General features: G+C 64.2%; 16 protein-coding genes. 2 read left to right on the top strand and 14 right to left on the bottom strand.

Going from position 1 to position 15306, the window contains the following annotated elements:
* Positions 1-137: 137 nt before the first annotated feature.
* From AC1D02_RS14360 to AC1D02_RS14335, 6 genes are all read right to left on the bottom strand, one after another.
* A complete protein-coding gene (locus tag AC1D02_RS14360; protein ID WP_477317963.1) occupies positions 138-764 on the bottom strand; it encodes an ANTAR domain-containing response regulator in 627 nt (208 codons plus the stop codon).
* A gap of 40 nt (positions 765-804) precedes the next feature.
* Positions 805-1962: an MFS transporter gene (locus AC1D02_RS14355; protein WP_477318410.1), complete on the bottom strand. Its 1158-nt coding sequence runs from the start codon at positions 1960-1962 to the stop codon at positions 805-807.
* Positions 1963-2060: 98 nt separating this feature from the next.
* Positions 2061-2714 carry a response regulator transcription factor gene (locus AC1D02_RS14350; protein WP_477317961.1) on the bottom strand — a complete coding sequence of 218 codons (654 nt, stop codon included), beginning with the start codon at positions 2712-2714 and terminating at the stop codon, positions 2061-2063.
* 62 nt (positions 2715-2776) lie between these two features.
* Positions 2777-3385, bottom strand: coding sequence for a L(+)-tartrate dehydratase subunit beta (gene ttdB / locus AC1D02_RS14345; RefSeq protein WP_477317959.1), 609 nt, complete (start codon positions 3383-3385; stop codon positions 2777-2779).
* On the bottom strand, positions 3382-4281 hold the full coding sequence (gene ttdA, locus AC1D02_RS14340; protein ID WP_477318408.1) for a L(+)-tartrate dehydratase subunit alpha: 900 nt from the start codon (positions 4279-4281) through the stop codon (positions 3382-3384). The genes ttdB and ttdA overlap by 4 nt, the downstream gene beginning before the upstream one ends.
* Positions 4282-4327: 46 nt before the next feature.
* Positions 4328-5629 (bottom strand): MFS transporter, encoded by a 1302-nt coding sequence (locus AC1D02_RS14335; RefSeq protein ID WP_477317957.1) that lies wholly within the window; start codon positions 5627-5629, stop codon positions 4328-4330.
* A gap of 138 nt (positions 5630-5767) precedes the next feature.
* Between AC1D02_RS14335 and AC1D02_RS14330 the strand changes: the two genes are divergently transcribed.
* A complete protein-coding gene (locus AC1D02_RS14330) occupies positions 5768-6691 on the top strand; it encodes a LysR family transcriptional regulator (RefSeq protein WP_477317955.1) in 924 nt (307 codons plus the stop codon).
* A 16-nt stretch (positions 6692-6707) separates the two neighbouring features.
* Here AC1D02_RS14330 and AC1D02_RS14325 read toward each other — a convergent pair whose 3' ends face one another.
* The 8 genes from AC1D02_RS14325 to AC1D02_RS14290 all read right to left on the bottom strand — a co-directional run bounded on the left by AC1D02_RS14325 (position 6708) and on the right by AC1D02_RS14290 (position 13907).
* A complete protein-coding gene (locus AC1D02_RS14325; protein ID WP_477317953.1) occupies positions 6708-7466 on the bottom strand; it encodes a flagellar brake protein in 759 nt (252 codons plus the stop codon).
* A 20-nt stretch (positions 7467-7486) separates the two neighbouring features.
* Positions 7487-7813 carry an EscU/YscU/HrcU family type III secretion system export apparatus switch protein gene (locus AC1D02_RS14320; protein WP_477317951.1) on the bottom strand — a complete coding sequence of 109 codons (327 nt, stop codon included), beginning with the start codon at positions 7811-7813 and terminating at the stop codon, positions 7487-7489.
* Positions 7806-8942: a flagellar hook-length control protein FliK gene (gene fliK, locus AC1D02_RS14315; protein ID WP_477317949.1), complete on the bottom strand. Its 1137-nt coding sequence runs from the start codon at positions 8940-8942 to the stop codon at positions 7806-7808. Before fliK ends, AC1D02_RS14320 begins: the two co-directional genes overlap by 8 nt.
* A gap of 64 nt (positions 8943-9006) precedes the next feature.
* Positions 9007-9333 (bottom strand): flagellar protein FliT, encoded by a 327-nt coding sequence (locus AC1D02_RS14310; RefSeq protein WP_477317948.1) that lies wholly within the window; start codon positions 9331-9333, stop codon positions 9007-9009.
* Complete coding sequence (fliS, locus tag AC1D02_RS14305) at positions 9330-9809, bottom strand: flagellar export chaperone FliS (protein ID WP_477317947.1); 480 nt, start codon at positions 9807-9809, stop codon at positions 9330-9332. The genes AC1D02_RS14310 and fliS overlap by 4 nt, the downstream gene beginning before the upstream one ends.
* Before the next feature lie 29 nt (positions 9810-9838).
* Positions 9839-11857, bottom strand: a complete 2019-nt coding sequence (fliD, locus tag AC1D02_RS14300; RefSeq protein ID WP_477317945.1) for a flagellar filament capping protein FliD — start codon at positions 11855-11857, stop codon at positions 9839-9841.
* Positions 11858-11946: 89 nt separating this feature from the next.
* Entirely contained in the window at positions 11947-12318 is a 372-nt protein-coding gene (locus AC1D02_RS14295; RefSeq protein WP_477317943.1) for a flagellar protein FlaG, read from the bottom strand.
* A 74-nt stretch (positions 12319-12392) separates the two neighbouring features.
* On the bottom strand, positions 12393-13907 hold the full coding sequence (locus tag AC1D02_RS14290) for a flagellin N-terminal helical domain-containing protein (RefSeq protein ID WP_477317941.1): 1515 nt from the start codon (positions 13905-13907) through the stop codon (positions 12393-12395).
* Between the two features lie 309 nt (positions 13908-14216).
* Here AC1D02_RS14290 and AC1D02_RS14285 point away from each other — a divergent pair, with 309 nt between their 5' ends.
* The gene (locus AC1D02_RS14285; protein WP_477317939.1) at positions 14217-15290 is read left to right on the top strand and encodes a glycosyltransferase family 2 protein; all 1074 of its coding nucleotides are present in this window, start codon (positions 14217-14219) and stop codon (positions 15288-15290) included.
* The last annotated feature ends 16 nt before the right edge of the window (positions 15291-15306 follow it).

Raw genomic sequence — 15306 nt, 5'->3', positions numbered from 1 at the left:
GCCGTTGACCCTTGCTTGGGTATGAGCAGGAAGCGTGCCAGAGCGTCCAGCCCGTGCGGCCGTGACAATTGCGCTGTATTTGCATCATGGCGGGGCGTGCGTGCACGAAAATGATGCGGTGCAGCGAAAAAACGGGATCAGCCCAGCAGGTCTTCGACGTCCAGAATCCGCTGGGCAATGTCGGCCAGCTTCATCTTCTTGTTCATCGCCATGCTGCGCAGCTTCTGGTACGCCTGCTCTTCGTTGATGTGCTGGCTGGCCATCAGCACGCCCTTGGCGCGCTCGATCACCTTGCGTTCGGCCAGCTTGTGGCGCGTGTCGGCCAGCTCGTCGAGCAGCTTCTGTTCCTGGCGGAAGCGCGCCATCGCGACGTTGAGCACCGGCTGCACGCGCTCGGCCTGCAGGCCGGCCACGATATAGGCCGACACGCCGGCCGCCATCGCCGCTTCCATGCTGGCCGGCGCGGCGTCCTCGGTGAACATGACGATGGGGCGGCGCTCGTCGCGGCTGGCGATGACGATGTGCTCGAGCACGTCGCGCGCGTCGGACTCGGCGTCGATGATGATCAGGTCGGGCTGCAGCTGGGCGATGCGCTCGGGCAGGAACATGTCGGCCGGCAGGGTGGCGATGAGGTCGTAGCCCGCTTCGAGCAGGCCGATGCGCAAGGCCGTGCCGCGCCGCTGCTGGGCGGCGACGGTGGCGTCATCGGCCTCGCCCGGGTGGGCGACGCTGGTGGCGACGACGATGCGTAAGGGAGTGTTCATGCCCTTCGGAATGCAATTTCCGTGCCGGGCGATGGCGCGCTCACTGCGAGCGCTCTGTGTCCTTGAACGAACGCCAGATGGCGAGATCGTAGGCGATTTTCAGCGCGCCGCACACCACCAGCGGAGCGGCCAGGTAGCCGGTCGCGAACAGCCCGGCGCCGATGACGGGGCCGGCGGCGGCTGCCAGGCTGCGCGGCACGGCGGTGAAGCTCGCGGCCGCGGTGCGCTCGGCCGGCGTTACGACCGACATGACGAACGCGCCACGCGCCGGTACGTCCATCGACGACAACAGCGCACGGACCAGCATCAGGCCGAGGGCGAGCGGCAGCGAGGACGAAAAAGCGGCGCCGATCAGGCACAGGCTGGCAGGGATGTGGGTGAACACCATCGTGTTGACCAGGCCGATCTTCCTCGCCAGCGGCGGCGCCGCGAGTTGCGACGCGGCCGCGCACAGTCCCGACCAGAAGAAGAACTGGCCGGCGGAAGCGGCCGACAGGTGAAATCGCTGGAACAGCCAGAGCGCCAGCAAGGCGTTGACGACCAGCCCGCCGGCGAACGAGTCGACAGAGAACAGGGCCGCCAAACGGACCACGGTGGGGCGCGACTGCTCGAGCGCGGCCCTGGGCCCGGGAGCCGCGTCGCGGGAAACGGGAATGGATCGATACAGCATCCACACCGCACACCCGACCATCCCATACAGGACGAACATGCAGCGCAAGCCATCGAGCGCCGTGAGTCCGGCGGCCGTCGAAATGTGGGAAGGAAGGGCGGCGCCCAATGCGCCCAATGCGGCCGAGAGCGAGCCGACCAGGCTGTATCGGGCGAACAGCGAGGTGCGTGCATCCCCGTCGGCCGACTCGGCCAGGCTGGCATGCTCGAGCGGCAGGAACACGCTGACGTCGCCGGAACTGGGATTGAGCGTTCCGACGAAGGCGATCAGCAGCAGCGGCCAGAAATGCGAGGCCAGGCCGAAGGCAAAGCCGGTAACGGCCATCAGCGCCGCCGCACCCAATATAAGGCGGTGGTGGTGCAGGCGGTGGCCCCACGCGCCCACGGCGATCGTCGCGCACGCCGAGCCAAGCAGCGTGGCGGTCGCCAGCACGCCCACTTCCCATGCGCCGAATCCCAGCGCGAGCAAGTACACGGGCAACAGGACCGCCACATAACCGTCGGCGAACGCCCGCAGCGCGCGCGCCATGAGAATCGGCAGCGCGGAGGAATGGGTTCCTTGCGGAAGAAGCAAACGGGCGACGATCAAGGCGCAGGCGATCCGTAAATGACATGGATGCGGTGGTATTACCGCAAGCCATTGTAATCGGCGGCCATCTGCGCGACATTTTTCACGCTGAGTTTTTCCTGCAAATGCGCCCGATGGACTTCGATGGTGCGGGGCGACAAGGTCAGCAGCCGAGCGATTTCCCGATTCGTGCAACCGTCCATCAGGTAGCGAAAGACCTGGCGTTCCCTGCCGGTCAGGGACTGGAACCTGGTTTGCCGCTGGCGCTGGGAAGCGAACGATGCTGGGGAGGGCGCGAGCGCCTGGATTCCTTGCAGTGCCCCGACCAGGCGCTGATCGCCGAACGATTTATCCAGCACGTCGACAGCGCCGGCCCTGAAGCAGCGCCTGAAAAATTCGGTCGATCCGTTTGCGCACACGGGAATGACCAGCGCCTGCCGCAGATGGAAGATCAGTTCCTCCACGATGTCCGCGCCTTTTTCCAGTTCGGCCGCCACGTCGACGATGACGATTGCGCGGGACCCGTCAGTGGGAGATTCCAGCAATTTTCTCAAGGTCGACACTGGCCGCACGCGGAACCCTAGCCCGTTGAGAAACAGTTGAAACCGGTGATCCAGCGCCTGCGTGTAGAGCAAGTCGATGACCGGTACGCGCGGCAATGGCGGCCGGCAGGGCAGGGGAGCGTGCATCTTGATCGAAGTGGAAGCTGGCATCGCATGATTGAGTGGGGGAAGGCGCGACGGCCGACGCAGCATCGTGCGTCGCGCTTCCCCGGCTACTTGATGAAACTGAGCTGCTTGCTGATGCGTTCGAGGACCGGCTTCTTCTTTTCGTTGAAGCCGACCTTGTTCTGCGCGATCAGGTTGTTTCCCTTGGTGTCGATCGAGATGATCAGCGGGCCGAATTCGCGCACGCGGTTCACCCACAGTGTTTCCGGCATCCCCAGATCCTGCCAGTGCGCATCTTCGATCTCTTCCACCAGCGTCGCCGCCAGCACCGCGCAGCCGCCCGGAAAAATAGCGTGCACGGCAACGTTCTCCTGGCACCCGGCGGCCGTTTCAGGCCCCATGCCCCCCTTGCCGACGATCAGCTTGACGCCGGTCTGCTTGATGAATTCGCGTTCGAATTTTTCCATCCGCATGCTGGTGGTCGGGCCGATCGACACCATCTCGAAGTTGCCGTCGTCCTTCTTGCGCACGATCGGTCCGGCATGGAAGATGGCGCCGCCTTCCAGGTTGACCGGCAATTCGCGGCCCTGCTCGATCAGGCGGCGGTGCGCCACGTCGCGGCAGGTGACCAGCCGGCCGGTGAGATACACAACGTCGCCGACGTTGAGCTCTTGCAGGTCTTCGTCCCTGATGGGCGTAGTCAGAATTTTTTTCACAGCACCACTCCTTCGTGGGACAGGATTTCGTAGGACATATCGGCGTTGATCTGGATCTTGCCGCGGCGATGCGCCCAGCAGCCGGTGTTGACGGCAACGCCGATGGTCGATGGATGGCGCGCGGACGATTCGATATTCACGCCCATCACGCTGTTGTTGCCGGTCAGGCCTTGCGGACCGATGCCGATCTCGTTCAGTCCCTGCTCGAGCAGGTCTTCCATCAGCGCCGCCTTGGCGTTGGGGCTGCGCGAGTCGACCGGACGCAGAATCGCCAGCTTGGAAAGGCGCGCCGCGGTTTCGACCGAGGTCGACACGCCGACCCCGACCAGCAGCGGCGGGCAGGCGTTCACGCCGCGCTCGGTGATGACATCCATCACGAACTCGGCGACACCCTCGTAGCCTTGCCCCGGCATCAGCACCTTGGCGGCGCCGGGCAGGGTGCAGCCGCCGCCAGCCATGTAGACGTCGATGACGCAGCTGTCCGATGCGGACGTGATGCGCCAGTCCAGCCAGGGAATCTGGGTGCCGGTGTTGGTGCCGGTGTTCTTCTCGTCGAAGGTTTCCACGGCATTGTGGCGCAACGGACCCATTTCGGTGGCGCCGATGGTGGCGTCGGTGAGGATCTCTTCCAGTTCGGCCAGCAGGGGGAAGTTGGCGCCCGCTTCGATGAAGTACTGAATGACGCCGGTGTCCTGGCAGCTTGGACGGTTCAGCCGATCCGCCGCCTGCTGGTTGCCGTGCATGGAGTCGTAGATCGATTTGGCCAGCGGGTTGGTTTCCATCGTGCGCAGTTCCGCCAGCTTGACCTTCACGTCCTTCGGCAAGCGCTTGCCGATGTAGGACGTGAATTTCGCCATGGTGTCCGTCAGGGACTGGATGGACGCGTCCTTGTCCATCGTTATTGCTTCGGTGTTCATGCGTATTCTCCTAGAAATATTTCGATCAAAGGGCCGCCACTGCGGACGGCGCCACCTTGGTTTTTTGCGAGCGGGCCAGCAGCAGCGTGGTGCATGCCGAAACCACCAGCAGGCCCGAGACAAAATAGAGTCCGCCATCGAAGCTGCCGGTGCGGTCCTTGATCCATCCGATCATGGCCGGACCGACGAATCCGCCCAGGTTGCCGAGCGAATTGATGGCGGCGATGCCGGTCGCCGCCGCGGCGCCGCTGAGAAAACTGGTCGGCATGCTCCACAGCGGCGGCTTGGCGCAGCTGATGCCGACGTTGACGACCGTCAACGCAAGGATCAGCCCGGCGATACTGTGGGCCCCGGTGGCGAAGGCGAGTCCCGCCGCGGCGGTCAGGCATGCCAGGATGACGTGCCAGGTGCGCTCGCCGCTGCGGTCCGAATGGCGCGACCACAAGACCATCGCCACCACCGAGACGACCGGCGGGATGGCGTTCAGGTAGCCGACGGTCAGCGACGACACGCCAAGCTGCTTGATGATTTGCGGCGCCCAGATACCCAGGGTGTAGAGTCCCGCCGACGTTCCGAAATAGATCAGCGAGAGCGCCAGTACCTGCGGGTTCGCCAGCGCCTTCAGGATGCTGTGGCTGGCTTTGCCGGCCTTGCCGGCCGCTTCCGCGTTCATGGTCTTGACCAGCCAGGCTTTCTCGTCGTCCTTGAGCCAGCTGGCGTTTTCCGGCCGATCGGTCATGTAGAAGAACACGACGAAGCCCAGGATCACGGCGGGCACGGCTTCGAGGACGAACATCCACTGCCAGCCGGCCAGGCCCATGACGCCGTTCATCTCGAGCAGGGCTGCCGACAGCGGCGAGCCGAGGGCGGTCGAGATCGGCGCGGCAGCCATGAAAAACGCCGTCACGCCTGCCCGGCTGCGCGCCGGGAACCAGTAGCTGAGGTAAAGAATGATGCCAGGGAAGAATCCGGCCTCCGCGACGCCCAGCAGGAAGCGCATGATGTAGAAGCTGTTTGGGCCGGTGACGAAGGCCATGCCGGCGGAAATGATGCCCCAGGTGATCATCACGCGGGTGATCCAGAGTCGCGCCCCGACCTTGTGCAAGATAATGTTGGAGGGAACTTCGAAGATGAAGTAGCCCCAGAAGAAGATGCCGGCGCCAAATCCCAGGATCGACGCGGTAAATCCCAGGTCGCTTTTCATCGACAGCGCGGCGAAACCGATGTTCACCCTGTCGATGTAGGCGATGAAGTACAGCAGCATGATGAACGGCACGATGCGCCAGGTGATTCGCCGCAAGGTCCGCTGTTCGATATCGTTTTCCATGTTGTCTCCAGGTTTTGTCAGTCAAAGTCTTTGACGAGTCGCCGTCTTGCGCGGCGTGTCAGCCAGGGCAAAGATTAAGGGTTTGGCCAAAAACATGAATCGATATAAACTGAATTCATTGTTGCGGAAAACTTACTAATGAGCGTCGATTCCGAGCTGGCTTTCTTCTGCATGCTGATCAAGCATGGCAGCCTGTCGTCCACGGCGCGTGAGCTCAACCTCACGCCCCCGGCGGTCTCGCGCCGCTTGTCGCAGCTGGAAGAACGGCTAGGCGTCAGGCTGCTCAACCGGACCACGCGGCGGATCAGCCTGACCAGCGAAGGCGAGGTCTATTTCGAGAGTGCGCAGCGCATTCTCAGTGACATCAGCGACATGGAGCGACGCGTGTCGAGCAGCAGGGCGGCGCCGAAAGGATTGTTGCGGGTCAATGCGCCGCTGGGGTTCGGCCGGTCCTACATCGCGCCCGCGATTTCAGCGTTTTCGAAAAAATACCCGGACGTCGACGTTCAGTTGCACCTGACGGACCGCCCCGTGGCGCTGCCCGACGAGGCGATCGACGTGTCGATTCGTTTTGGCGATATGCAGGATTCGCGCCTGATCGCGAAGAAAATCGCCGCCAACCGGCGCCTCTTGTGCGCGTCGCCGGCCTACCTGCGCAGCGCCGGCGAACCGGTCCATCCGCATGACCTGACGCAGCATCAATGCATCTTGCTGCGCCAGAACGAATCGGCCTACGGCAATTGGCGGCTTAGCCGGGGCAGGCAGTCCGAGACTGTCAAGGTACGCGGCAAACTGAGCACCAACGATGGCGAGGTGGCCCTGAACTGGGCGCTGGAAGGGCACGGCATCCTGATGCGTGCGGAGTGGGATTTGGCCAAGTACTTGCGCAGCGGCCGGCTGCTACGGGTCCTGCCCGATTTCGAGACGCCGCCGGCCGACGTGTACGCCGTCTACCTGGAGCGCCTCAATCTGTCGGCCAAGGTCGCCTACTTCATCGAGCACCTGCGTTGGTATCTCGATCAGCATGTGGATCGTCCGGGGCCGGACCAATCCAACTGGTAAGCGCGCCGCGGAGGTATCAGCTCAGGCCGGCGATCCGGGCGTTGCGCTCGCGCTCGAGCTTGGTGATGTAACGCTGCACCATCGCCAAGTTGGCGCGCGAAATGTTGACGAAAGAGCAGCCCAGGCGACGATTGGTTTTGTTGTTCAGAAGCGTCAGTTCGACCGAGTTGCGCACCTGCAGCGTGGTGGTGACGGTGCCGATTTCGGGGAGGTCGATGCGGACGTTCTCGTAATCGGCGCCGATGGTGTTTCCGAGCACCAATTTGTTGTCCAGGATAGCGATGCCGCCGCAGCTGATGTCGGCCAGCGGGAAAATCGCCGTGCCGCCGCCCATTTCCTCTGGCATCGGCACGATCGCGCGCACCGGATTGCTCACCGGCGTGGCCATCCGGTAGAACTCGCGCCGCTGCAGCCGGATCATCGTCACGGGCAGCGCCATCTTCAGCGCCGCGCCGTTTTCGAACGTGGCCTCGGAGATGTCGTCGCTGGCGAACAGGATGCGGATCTTGTCGAGCGAGGTTTCGAAGGAGATGCGCTGGGCGCGCACGATGCGCTCGTTCTGCTCGCGGTTGATCGAACGGTCGAGGATCACGGTATCGGTGTCGGGATCGACGTCCAGGATCGAGGTCACGCAGACGTCGGACTCGCCCTGGATCAGCATGCGGATGAGCTGGTTCTTGTCGCGGATATTGCGCAGCAGCGCGATGATTTCGCGGCGCGAGCCGATCTCGAAATCGTGCCAGTTTTCCAAACTCGTATCGTTAGTTGCTTGCATCTGTCCTGGCCAAAATTTCTCTAAGATTCGATGAGTCGGCTTGCATCCGGCGCAGGAGGCGTTGGTTTGCCGTTTACTTGCGCTGATTCAACATGATATAGCCAGGCCAGCAGTTCCGCAATCGCCCGGTACAGGGCTGGCGGAATCTGGCTGTCGAGGTCGATTTGCATCAGCAGCGCCACCAGTTCCTTCGACTCGTGGACGAACACGCCGGCCTCCTGGGCGCGCGCGATGATGTGCGCGGCGACCATGCCGTTGCCCTTGGCGACCACCTTGGGCGCGCCGTCGCCTTCCAGGTAGGCCAGCGCGACCGCGCTTTGCTGCTTGCGGCTGGCGGCGTCAGTCATGGCCGGCGTGGATGGTGAGCGAGGACAGCGGCGACCCGGCCGCGTCGAGCGCGTCGGTCAAGGTGGCGGCATGCGCGCGCAGAAGGGTTTCGATGTCCTTGCTGCCGGCCTGCACCTGGAAGTGCAACTCGCCGCCCGCCATCACGACGTTGGCGGCGATCTCGCCCAGCAGGGGAAAGCGGAAGCGCACGCTGCTGCGCCAAGCCGGCTCGGGCGCGGCGCCGCCGGGGCGCCGTTCGGGGGCGTCGCGGCTCACTTCCCATTGCAGCGGCTGGCCCGGCCACAGTTCGCCCTGCCAGGCGACGCGGCCCTGCTCCTGGCTGGCCAGCTGCAGGTTGATGAACTGGGCGGTGGCGGGGTCGCTCAGGGCGGCGCCCGGCTTGGCGGCGGCGCCGTCGAGCAGCTTTTGCATCTGCGGCTCGCGCGCCAGGTCGGCCAGCGGGCGCGCGCCCTCGGACCATTCGCGCAGGTGCGATTCGTAGAACAGGCCGCTGCTGTCGATGGCATGCTTGAGCGCGCCGGCCAGTTTGGCGGGATCGGCCGCGGGACGCTCCAGCAGCGGCGCCGGCGCATTGACCGCAACTGGCGCGTGGGGCGCCTTCATCGCCGTCGCCAGCACGCCGGTGATGACTTTCGCGGCCTCGCTCAGCGTCGCGTGCGGCGTGTCGGCATCGGCCGCCGCCGGCGGCACGGACGTGGCCAGCGCCGGGTTGGCGCGCAGGGCGCCCTGGGCGTAGGCGCGCAGCGGCGTGCCGAAGGGCGCGCCCTCGGGCAGCGGCGCGGCCAGCGCTTCGAACGTGGCGGGGGCGGCAGGGCCGGGAGCGGCGCCAGGCAGGGCGGTGGCCTGGAAGGTGGGGCGGGGCGACAACGATACCAGCGTGAGCGGCACTTCGGCTCCTGGCTGGGCGCCGGGCGGGAGCATCATGCGCGCCGGGTTGTCGGCCACGCGCACCAGGAAACTGCCGTCCGCCAGACGGGCCAGCACCGCGGCCTGCATGGTCTTGCCGACCTGGCCGGACAGCGCGCGCTGGAATTCCTGCTGGCGCAGGTCGCCCACCGCTTCGGCGGCGGGCGTCGCGGCGATGCGGCCGACTGGCCCCACGGTGATGCGGTCGGCGCCGGGAATCATGCCGTCAGCTTGAACCGCCCGCCGGCGTCAGTGAGCGCACTGGCGGGCATGGGATGGCGGCCGGTCAGGCGCCGTAGGCAGCCGACAGCTTGCGCGAGGTGCCGGTGCTGTTGATCAGGGCCGACAGCTCCGCCATCCAGGGCGTGGTCAGGTCGCGGATCTGGCGGTCGTGCTTGAGGATCTGGTGGATGATCGCGACCTTGCGCGCGCGCACCGGGCCGGTCAGCGCGACCACTGGTTCGCCGTCCTTAAGGCACTGGATATGGCTGGCGCAGTGCGACTCGAGCTCGGCGAGGTTTTCCCAGTCGCGCTCCTGGGCGGCGACCAGCATCTTGCCGGTCAGGTCGGACACCGTCTGGTACAGGGAAATCACATCATCGCTATTCATCATCCGGCGCTCACGAAAGAAGGGGCACGAGGGGCAAGGCTGTCGTAGGCAGGCATGACGCGCGGCATTGGCGCGGCAGCGGGAGCTTCGGTCTTGCCGATCATTTCCCATGTGCCTTTCAGATCGGCCAGCAAGCCAAGCACCTCGTCAAGGATGGCGACGTCATTGCTCAGATTGGCTGTGGTCAGGCGCCGGCCCATGTAGTCATACAGCGCGTCGAGGTTAACGGCGATCTGGCCGCCGGCTTTTTTGTCGAGGCTGGCGCGCAAGCCGTGCTGGATGATCATGATCGCTTTCGAAATGGCGTTGCCCTTCTTTTCGATCTCGCGGGCCTTCATATGCACGGCCGCGGATCGGATGGCGACCATGGCGCCGTCGAACAGCATTCCGATCAATTGGTGTGGGCTGGAGGCGACCACGCCGGTCTCCAGCCCAACCTTGGCGTAAGCGCCTGCTCCTCTTTGCGACGATCCAAACATGGGCGTTCCTTTCGTTTATCTGTTACTGCTTACTGCGTATTCATGGCCGCTATCTGCGCCAGCTGCTGGCTCAAGTAGGTGCTGGTGGTGCTCATCTTGCTGATGGTGACGTCAAGGGCCGTGAACTGCGCGCGGTAGCGCTTCTCGGTCTCGGCCAGGCGCGCGTTCAGTGCGGTCTGCCGCTGCGTCAGCAATTTGATCGATGCGTTGATACCGTCGGTTCGCGCCGCCAGCGCGCCCCCGACGCCGAGCATCGCAGTGGCCATCTTGTCGAACTGGTAGGCGTAGCCTTGCGAATAGTTGACCGTGCCGCGCGCGCCCAGCGCGCCGGCAGAAACGGTCAGCGCCAAGCCGGTCGAATCGCCGGACGCGCTGGTGAGCGACTGGCCGTTACCGGTGGCGGCAGCGCCGTTGATCGTGCCGGCGACATCGACGCCAGCGAGCTCGGTCGGGCCGCCGGTGGCGAAATTCAGGTTGGTCTGGCCGTTGCCGCCGGTGATCGATACCCTCGAGGCCGATCCGAACCTGGTCGACGTCACCGTCAGCACGCCTCCCGATTCGGTCACTGCGGCGGTGGCGTCGTTCGACGAAAATTCGGTGGCGCCATTGATCCTCGACTGCAACTCGGTCGCCAGTTCGGCGGCGCTGGCGTACGATTTCTGCGTCAGCCTGATGGTGGCGGTCAGGCCGTTGAGCATGACGTTGACCGTGTCGTTGGTCGCGTCGATGACGGTGCCGGCCGGCGCGGTGGCGGTGCTGCTCCCCTTGGTGGCCAGCTGGGTCACATTCACCGCATAAGCGCCCGGCTTGGTCGCCGTGGTGAAACCCGTGTAGCTGACCAGGCTGTCGCTGCTTTTCCCCGCGGCGGCGAACAGGCCGGCGAAGCTGCTGAAATTGGTGCTGATCGCCTTCGACAGCTTGGCACTGTCGACCGCCAGGCTGCCGTCCTTCTGCACCGCCACACCGATATCGGACAGGCGCGCGAAGTCGCCCGCGCCGCCGGCCACTGCCTGCATCAGGACGGCACGGATCTGGGTCTGCATCGAACGCACTGTCGCTTCGCCGTTCAGGATCGCGGCCTGCTTGGTGGTCGGGTTGTAGGCGGCGGCGTCGATTAGCGTCTGGTTGATGTCGTTATATGCCTTGACGAATGCGTTAACCGAGGTGGTGACCGAAGCGGTGTCGCGCGTGATGGACACATTGGTCGCAGTGTCCGGATTGGTCTTGAGCAGGTTGAGCGTGACACCCGTGAGGACGTCGCTGACAGTGTTGCTCGGTTTGGAGATCTCGATGCCGTCGATGTTGAACTTGGCGTTCTGCGCCGCGCTGGTCTGGGTTAACGCCTGGGAGCCAGCTGGATCCTGGTTCAGCAGCGCCGACAGGCCGGTGTCCGGCGCCGTATCGGCGACCGAAATCTTCATGCTCGATGGAGCGCCGGTCGCGGTCGACGTCAACGTCAGGCGGTACGGGCTGCTGCCGCCGTCGTTGACGATGGTGGCCGAAACGCCGATGTCGGCCTTGTTGATGGTGTCGCGAATGCCCGCCAGCGTGTTGTTGCTGCTGTCGATGGTGATGCTCTTGAGACCCGCGCCAGCGCTGGTGAAGCTGGCGCTGCTGTATTTGCCGGTCGCCGGGTCGAGCGTGCCGCCGGCCACGGTGCCGAAGTCGATGCGGATGACGCCTTTGCCGATCGGCGCGGCGTCGCTGGCGACGCCGGTGGCGACCAGCTTCTGGGCCTGCGCCAGTTGGCTGACCTTCAGCGCGTAATTGCCCGGCGCGGCAGATGCGCCGGCGCTGGCGCTGGCAATCGTGGCGTCGCCGGTGCTGGCTTTCACGCTCTGGAACTTGCTAATGTCGGACAATCCCTTGACCGCGGTCTGGAACGACGAAATCGCGCCTTTCAGCGTGCCAAACCCCGACAGCTTCGCCTGATAACTGGCCGCTTGCGATGTCAGCTTCAGCAGCGGTTGTTGCTCAACCGACATAAGCTTGCTGACAATGCCATCGACATCCAGATTCGATCCGATACCGGCTGAGGAAAGACCCACTTTTTGACTCCCGCGAAAGACTAGAATATATCTTGTTATCGGCCCGATCTAACCGTACTTTAGACAGGGAAATACCCGTCTGTTCGGGTTCAGGCGCTCTGGCGGATCAGCATGCTTTGCAGCCGGTCTAGCGCCTTGGCGATGTCCAGCGCTTCCCGGGTCGGCATCTGCCGGATCACTTCGTGGGTCTTGGTATCGACCACCTTGACGATGGTGCGCTCGCTGTCGTGGTCGACCGAAAACTCAAGGTCGGGCGAGCGCGACTGCAGCAGGGCGTTAATGCTCTTGAGCGCCTGGGTGACTTCCTCGGCGTGCGGCTTGGGCGCCGGGCCAGCGCCGGAGGCGGGCGCGGCATCGGCCTCGCTCGTCCGGCCGGCTGCTTGCAGGACGGGATCCGGCTGGGCGCGTTCGACGGGCTTCGGCAGGGCGGCGGGGCTGTTGCCAAACGGGCGGACATCCATATTTTCTCCTTAAACGAAAAAACCTGGCCCGGAAGGTCCGGGCCAGGTTAGGACGTGATTAGAACGCGGCTGGATTAGCCGCGCAGCAGGGCCAGCACGCCGTTTGGCAGCGAGTTAGCCTGTGCCAGCATGGCGGTACCTGCCTGTTGCAGGATCTGGCCGCGGGTCAGCGCGGCGGTTTCGTGCGCGAAGTCGGTGTCCTGAATACGGCTACGGGAAGCCGACAAGTTTTCCGAAGAGGTCTGCAGGCTGGTCACAACCGAAGCGAAACGGTTCTGATAAGCACCCAGCGAAGCACGCGAGCTGTTCACTGCGGTCAGGGCCGAATCGATCGAGGTCAGCGCAGCGGACGAACCGGCAACCGAGCTGATGTTGATCGCCGAGATAGCCACGCCGGTGGCGCTCGCCGCCTTGTTGCCCATGCTGATGCCGACGTCGGCGGCGGAGGTGCCGCTGCCGCCCGAAGCCAAAGTGAAACCGCTGTTCGAGGTCGACGACAGCGTGAAGGTGCCGGCGTAGGTGCCTGCGGTCAGACCGGTGCGGTTAGTGGTGGCGGTGCCGGCCTGGCCGATGGTGATATTGCGGCCATCGGCGGCGGACAGCGTCAGCGCGCCGGTGGTGGCGTCGGCCGTCGCGGTGACGCCGGTTGCTGCGGACTGGGCGGTGATCGCGGTAGCGAGCGCCGAGCCTTGTGCGGCAGCGGAGCCGGCAGCGGTCACTGCACCGATGTTCACGCCGTTTATGGTCAGATCGCCGGCGGCGATATCGTCGGTGGTCGCCGTGAACGCGCTTGCGCCGACGCCGCTTTTCGAGTTTGAATTGACGGTTGCGGTCACGCCGGTCGAAGCGGCGTTGATCGCTGCTGCCTTGGCGATCGCGCTGCCTGCCGCGTTCGAGGTGGACTTGGTGTCCATCGCCGCCGTCGAGGCGCCAACTGCCACGCCGTTGATCATCAGGGTGTCCGCGGCAAAAGCGGTGGTGTTCGGCGACGACGAGGTGGCCGAAGCGCTGTAGCTGGCGCCGAGGGCCGAAGTACGCGAGCTGCCGATGTTGGCGATGGTGATCTTGTCGTTCGCGGTGTTGTTCGCGCCGATCTGGAAGGTCTGGTTCGAGAACGTACCGTCGAGCAGTTTGACACCGTTGAACGACGAGCTCGAAGCAACGCGGTCGATTTCCTGACGCAGTTGGTCAACTTCGTTTTGCAGCGCGGCGCGGTCGCTCGAGCTGTTCGAAGCGTTCGACGACTGAACCGTCAGTTCACGCATACGCTGCAGGTTCGAACCGATCTGGGCCAGATCGCCCTCGGCCGTTTGAGCCAGCGAGATGCCGTCGTTGGCGTTGCGTGCTGCCTGGTCGCTACCGCGGATCTGCGACGTCATACGCTCGGAAATTGCCAGGCCGGCGGCGTCGTCTTTTGCGCTGTTGATGCGCAGACCGGACGACAGACGCTGCAGCGACGTGGCCAGTGCGCCTTGCGACGAATTCAGGTTACGTTGTGCGTTCAGCGATGCGGTGTTGGTGTTGATAAAAGCTGCCATGATATTTCTCCAAAACTTGTATTTCGAGGTGGGCGACGTGCCGCGGTTCACCTTGGTCTGCTTCCCTGTTACGAAGCAATCAGACCGCAGTTGAGTCTGGTAACGGTGGGTGTTCCCAAAAGTTGATGGTGAGAATCGCTTATAAATTCATTTATTTGGTCTTCAATTTAGCGGCGGCGTCCCGCTAGACGGCCGATTTTTTTCTTTCTTTAGGGCGAAAAAAATTTTAATTTCATGGTCGGGCGTGGTCCTGAAGAGTAGGCTTTTTGATACTTTAGTGTTACCGTGGCAACATAAAGCCACGGCCGCCACCTGAAGGCACTCCATGCCGGCCCGAACCATGTCATCTTTATGAGACTTATGCGCAGTACAGACACACAAGCGATTGTCGACATTGCCTTGGTGGTCATCGCGCGCGATGAAGCGCGTTGCATCGAGCGCTGCCTGCAGTCGGCTAAAGGATTTATCGACCAGATGATCGTGCTCGACACCGGCTCCACCGACGCTACCGCAGAGATCGCCATACGCGCTGGAGCGCAAGTCGCGCATTTCGTCTGGAACGATGATTTTTCAGCGGCCCGCAACGCTGCGCTCGACTGCTCGACCGCGCGCTGGAACTTGGTGCTCGATGCCGATGAGTGGATCGACCCGGCGGCCGTCAACAGTGTCCTGCGCAGCGCCATCGCCCGGGCGGCGCCGTTTCTCGGCCTGCTGCCCATCGCCAGCCAGTTCGACCTGCACGGCGGCGTCGACGTGGCGTCGTCGTGGATCCCCCGTCTGCTACCGCGGGGCGTGCGCTACGAAGGGCGCATCCACGAACAGCCGGCTTCCGGCTTGCCTCGCCGCCGGCTGCAACTGCCGATCATGCACGATGGCTACCGGCAGCATTTCCTCGACCAGAAAGCCGGACGCAACGAGGCGCTACTGCTGAAGTCGCTCGCCGAGGCGCCGGGCGATACCCACCTTCTGTACGAGCTCGGCAAGAACTACGAGGTCTACGAGAACTATGAACTGGCGAGCGTCCGCTACCAGGAGGCGCTGGCGGTGTCGGGTGCCGGCGATGCATGCCGCCATGACCTGGTGGTGCGGGCGATTTTTTCCATGAAAAAAGCGCAACAGCATCAAGCGGCCATTCATCTGGCCGAAACGGAGATGCCGAACTGGCAGCACTCGCCCGATTTCTTCTTCGCGCTGGGGGACCTGCTGCTCGACTGGGCCAATCTGAACCCGGCCAGCGAGGTGGAGGAATTGCTGATCATGGTCGAAGCGAGCTGGCTGCGCTGCCTCGAGATCGGCGACCAGCCAACCTTGAGCGGCTCGGTCGTCGGCCGCGGCAGTCACCTGGCGGCGCATAACCTCGCCGTGTTCTATCGCTGCCTCGGCGATACGGCGCAAGCGGACCGCTACCAAACGATGTCGGCACGTTCAGCGTAAGCCCGGGTCTGACCCG

The organism is Massilia sp. P1_C10, assembly GCF_056406475.1.
Note: the sequence above shows the minus strand (reverse complement) of the source record. Positions and strands in the feature narration are given on the sequence as shown.

Bases quoted from the DNA above. Each gene is read 5' to 3' on its own strand.
- AC1D02_RS14285 (WP_477317939.1), top strand. From the start codon at position 14,217: ATGCGCAGTACAGACACACAAGCGATTGTCGACATTGCCTTGGTGGTC.
- AC1D02_RS14355 (WP_477318410.1), bottom strand. From the start codon at position 1,962: ATGGCGCGCGCGCTGCGGGCGTTCGCCGACGGTTATGTGGCGGTCCTG.
- AC1D02_RS14325 (WP_477317953.1), bottom strand. From the start codon at position 7,466: ATGCAAGCAACTAACGATACGAGTTTGGAAAACTGGCACGATTTCGAG.
- AC1D02_RS14295 (WP_477317943.1), bottom strand. From the start codon at position 12,318: ATGGATGTCCGCCCGTTTGGCAACAGCCCCGCCGCCCTGCCGAAGCCC.
- fliK (WP_477317949.1), bottom strand. From the start codon at position 8,942: ATGATTCCCGGCGCCGACCGCATCACCGTGGGGCCAGTCGGCCGCATC.
- AC1D02_RS14350 (WP_477317961.1), bottom strand. From the start codon at position 2,714: ATGCCAGCTTCCACTTCGATCAAGATGCACGCTCCCCTGCCCTGCCGG.
- fliS (WP_477317947.1), bottom strand. From the start codon at position 9,809: ATGTTTGGATCGTCGCAAAGAGGAGCAGGCGCTTACGCCAAGGTTGGG.
- AC1D02_RS14335 (WP_477317957.1), bottom strand. From the start codon at position 5,629: ATGGAAAACGATATCGAACAGCGGACCTTGCGGCGAATCACCTGGCGC.
- AC1D02_RS14320 (WP_477317951.1), bottom strand. From the start codon at position 7,813: ATGACTGACGCCGCCAGCCGCAAGCAGCAAAGCGCGGTCGCGCTGGCC.
- AC1D02_RS14330 (WP_477317955.1), top strand. From the start codon at position 5,768: ATGAGCGTCGATTCCGAGCTGGCTTTCTTCTGCATGCTGATCAAGCAT.
- AC1D02_RS14360 (WP_477317963.1), bottom strand. From the start codon at position 764: ATGAACACTCCCTTACGCATCGTCGTCGCCACCAGCGTCGCCCACCCG.
- AC1D02_RS14310 (WP_477317948.1), bottom strand. From the start codon at position 9,333: ATGATGAATAGCGATGATGTGATTTCCCTGTACCAGACGGTGTCCGAC.
- ttdA (WP_477318408.1), bottom strand. From the start codon at position 4,281: ATGGACAAGGACGCGTCCATCCAGTCCCTGACGGACACCATGGCGAAA.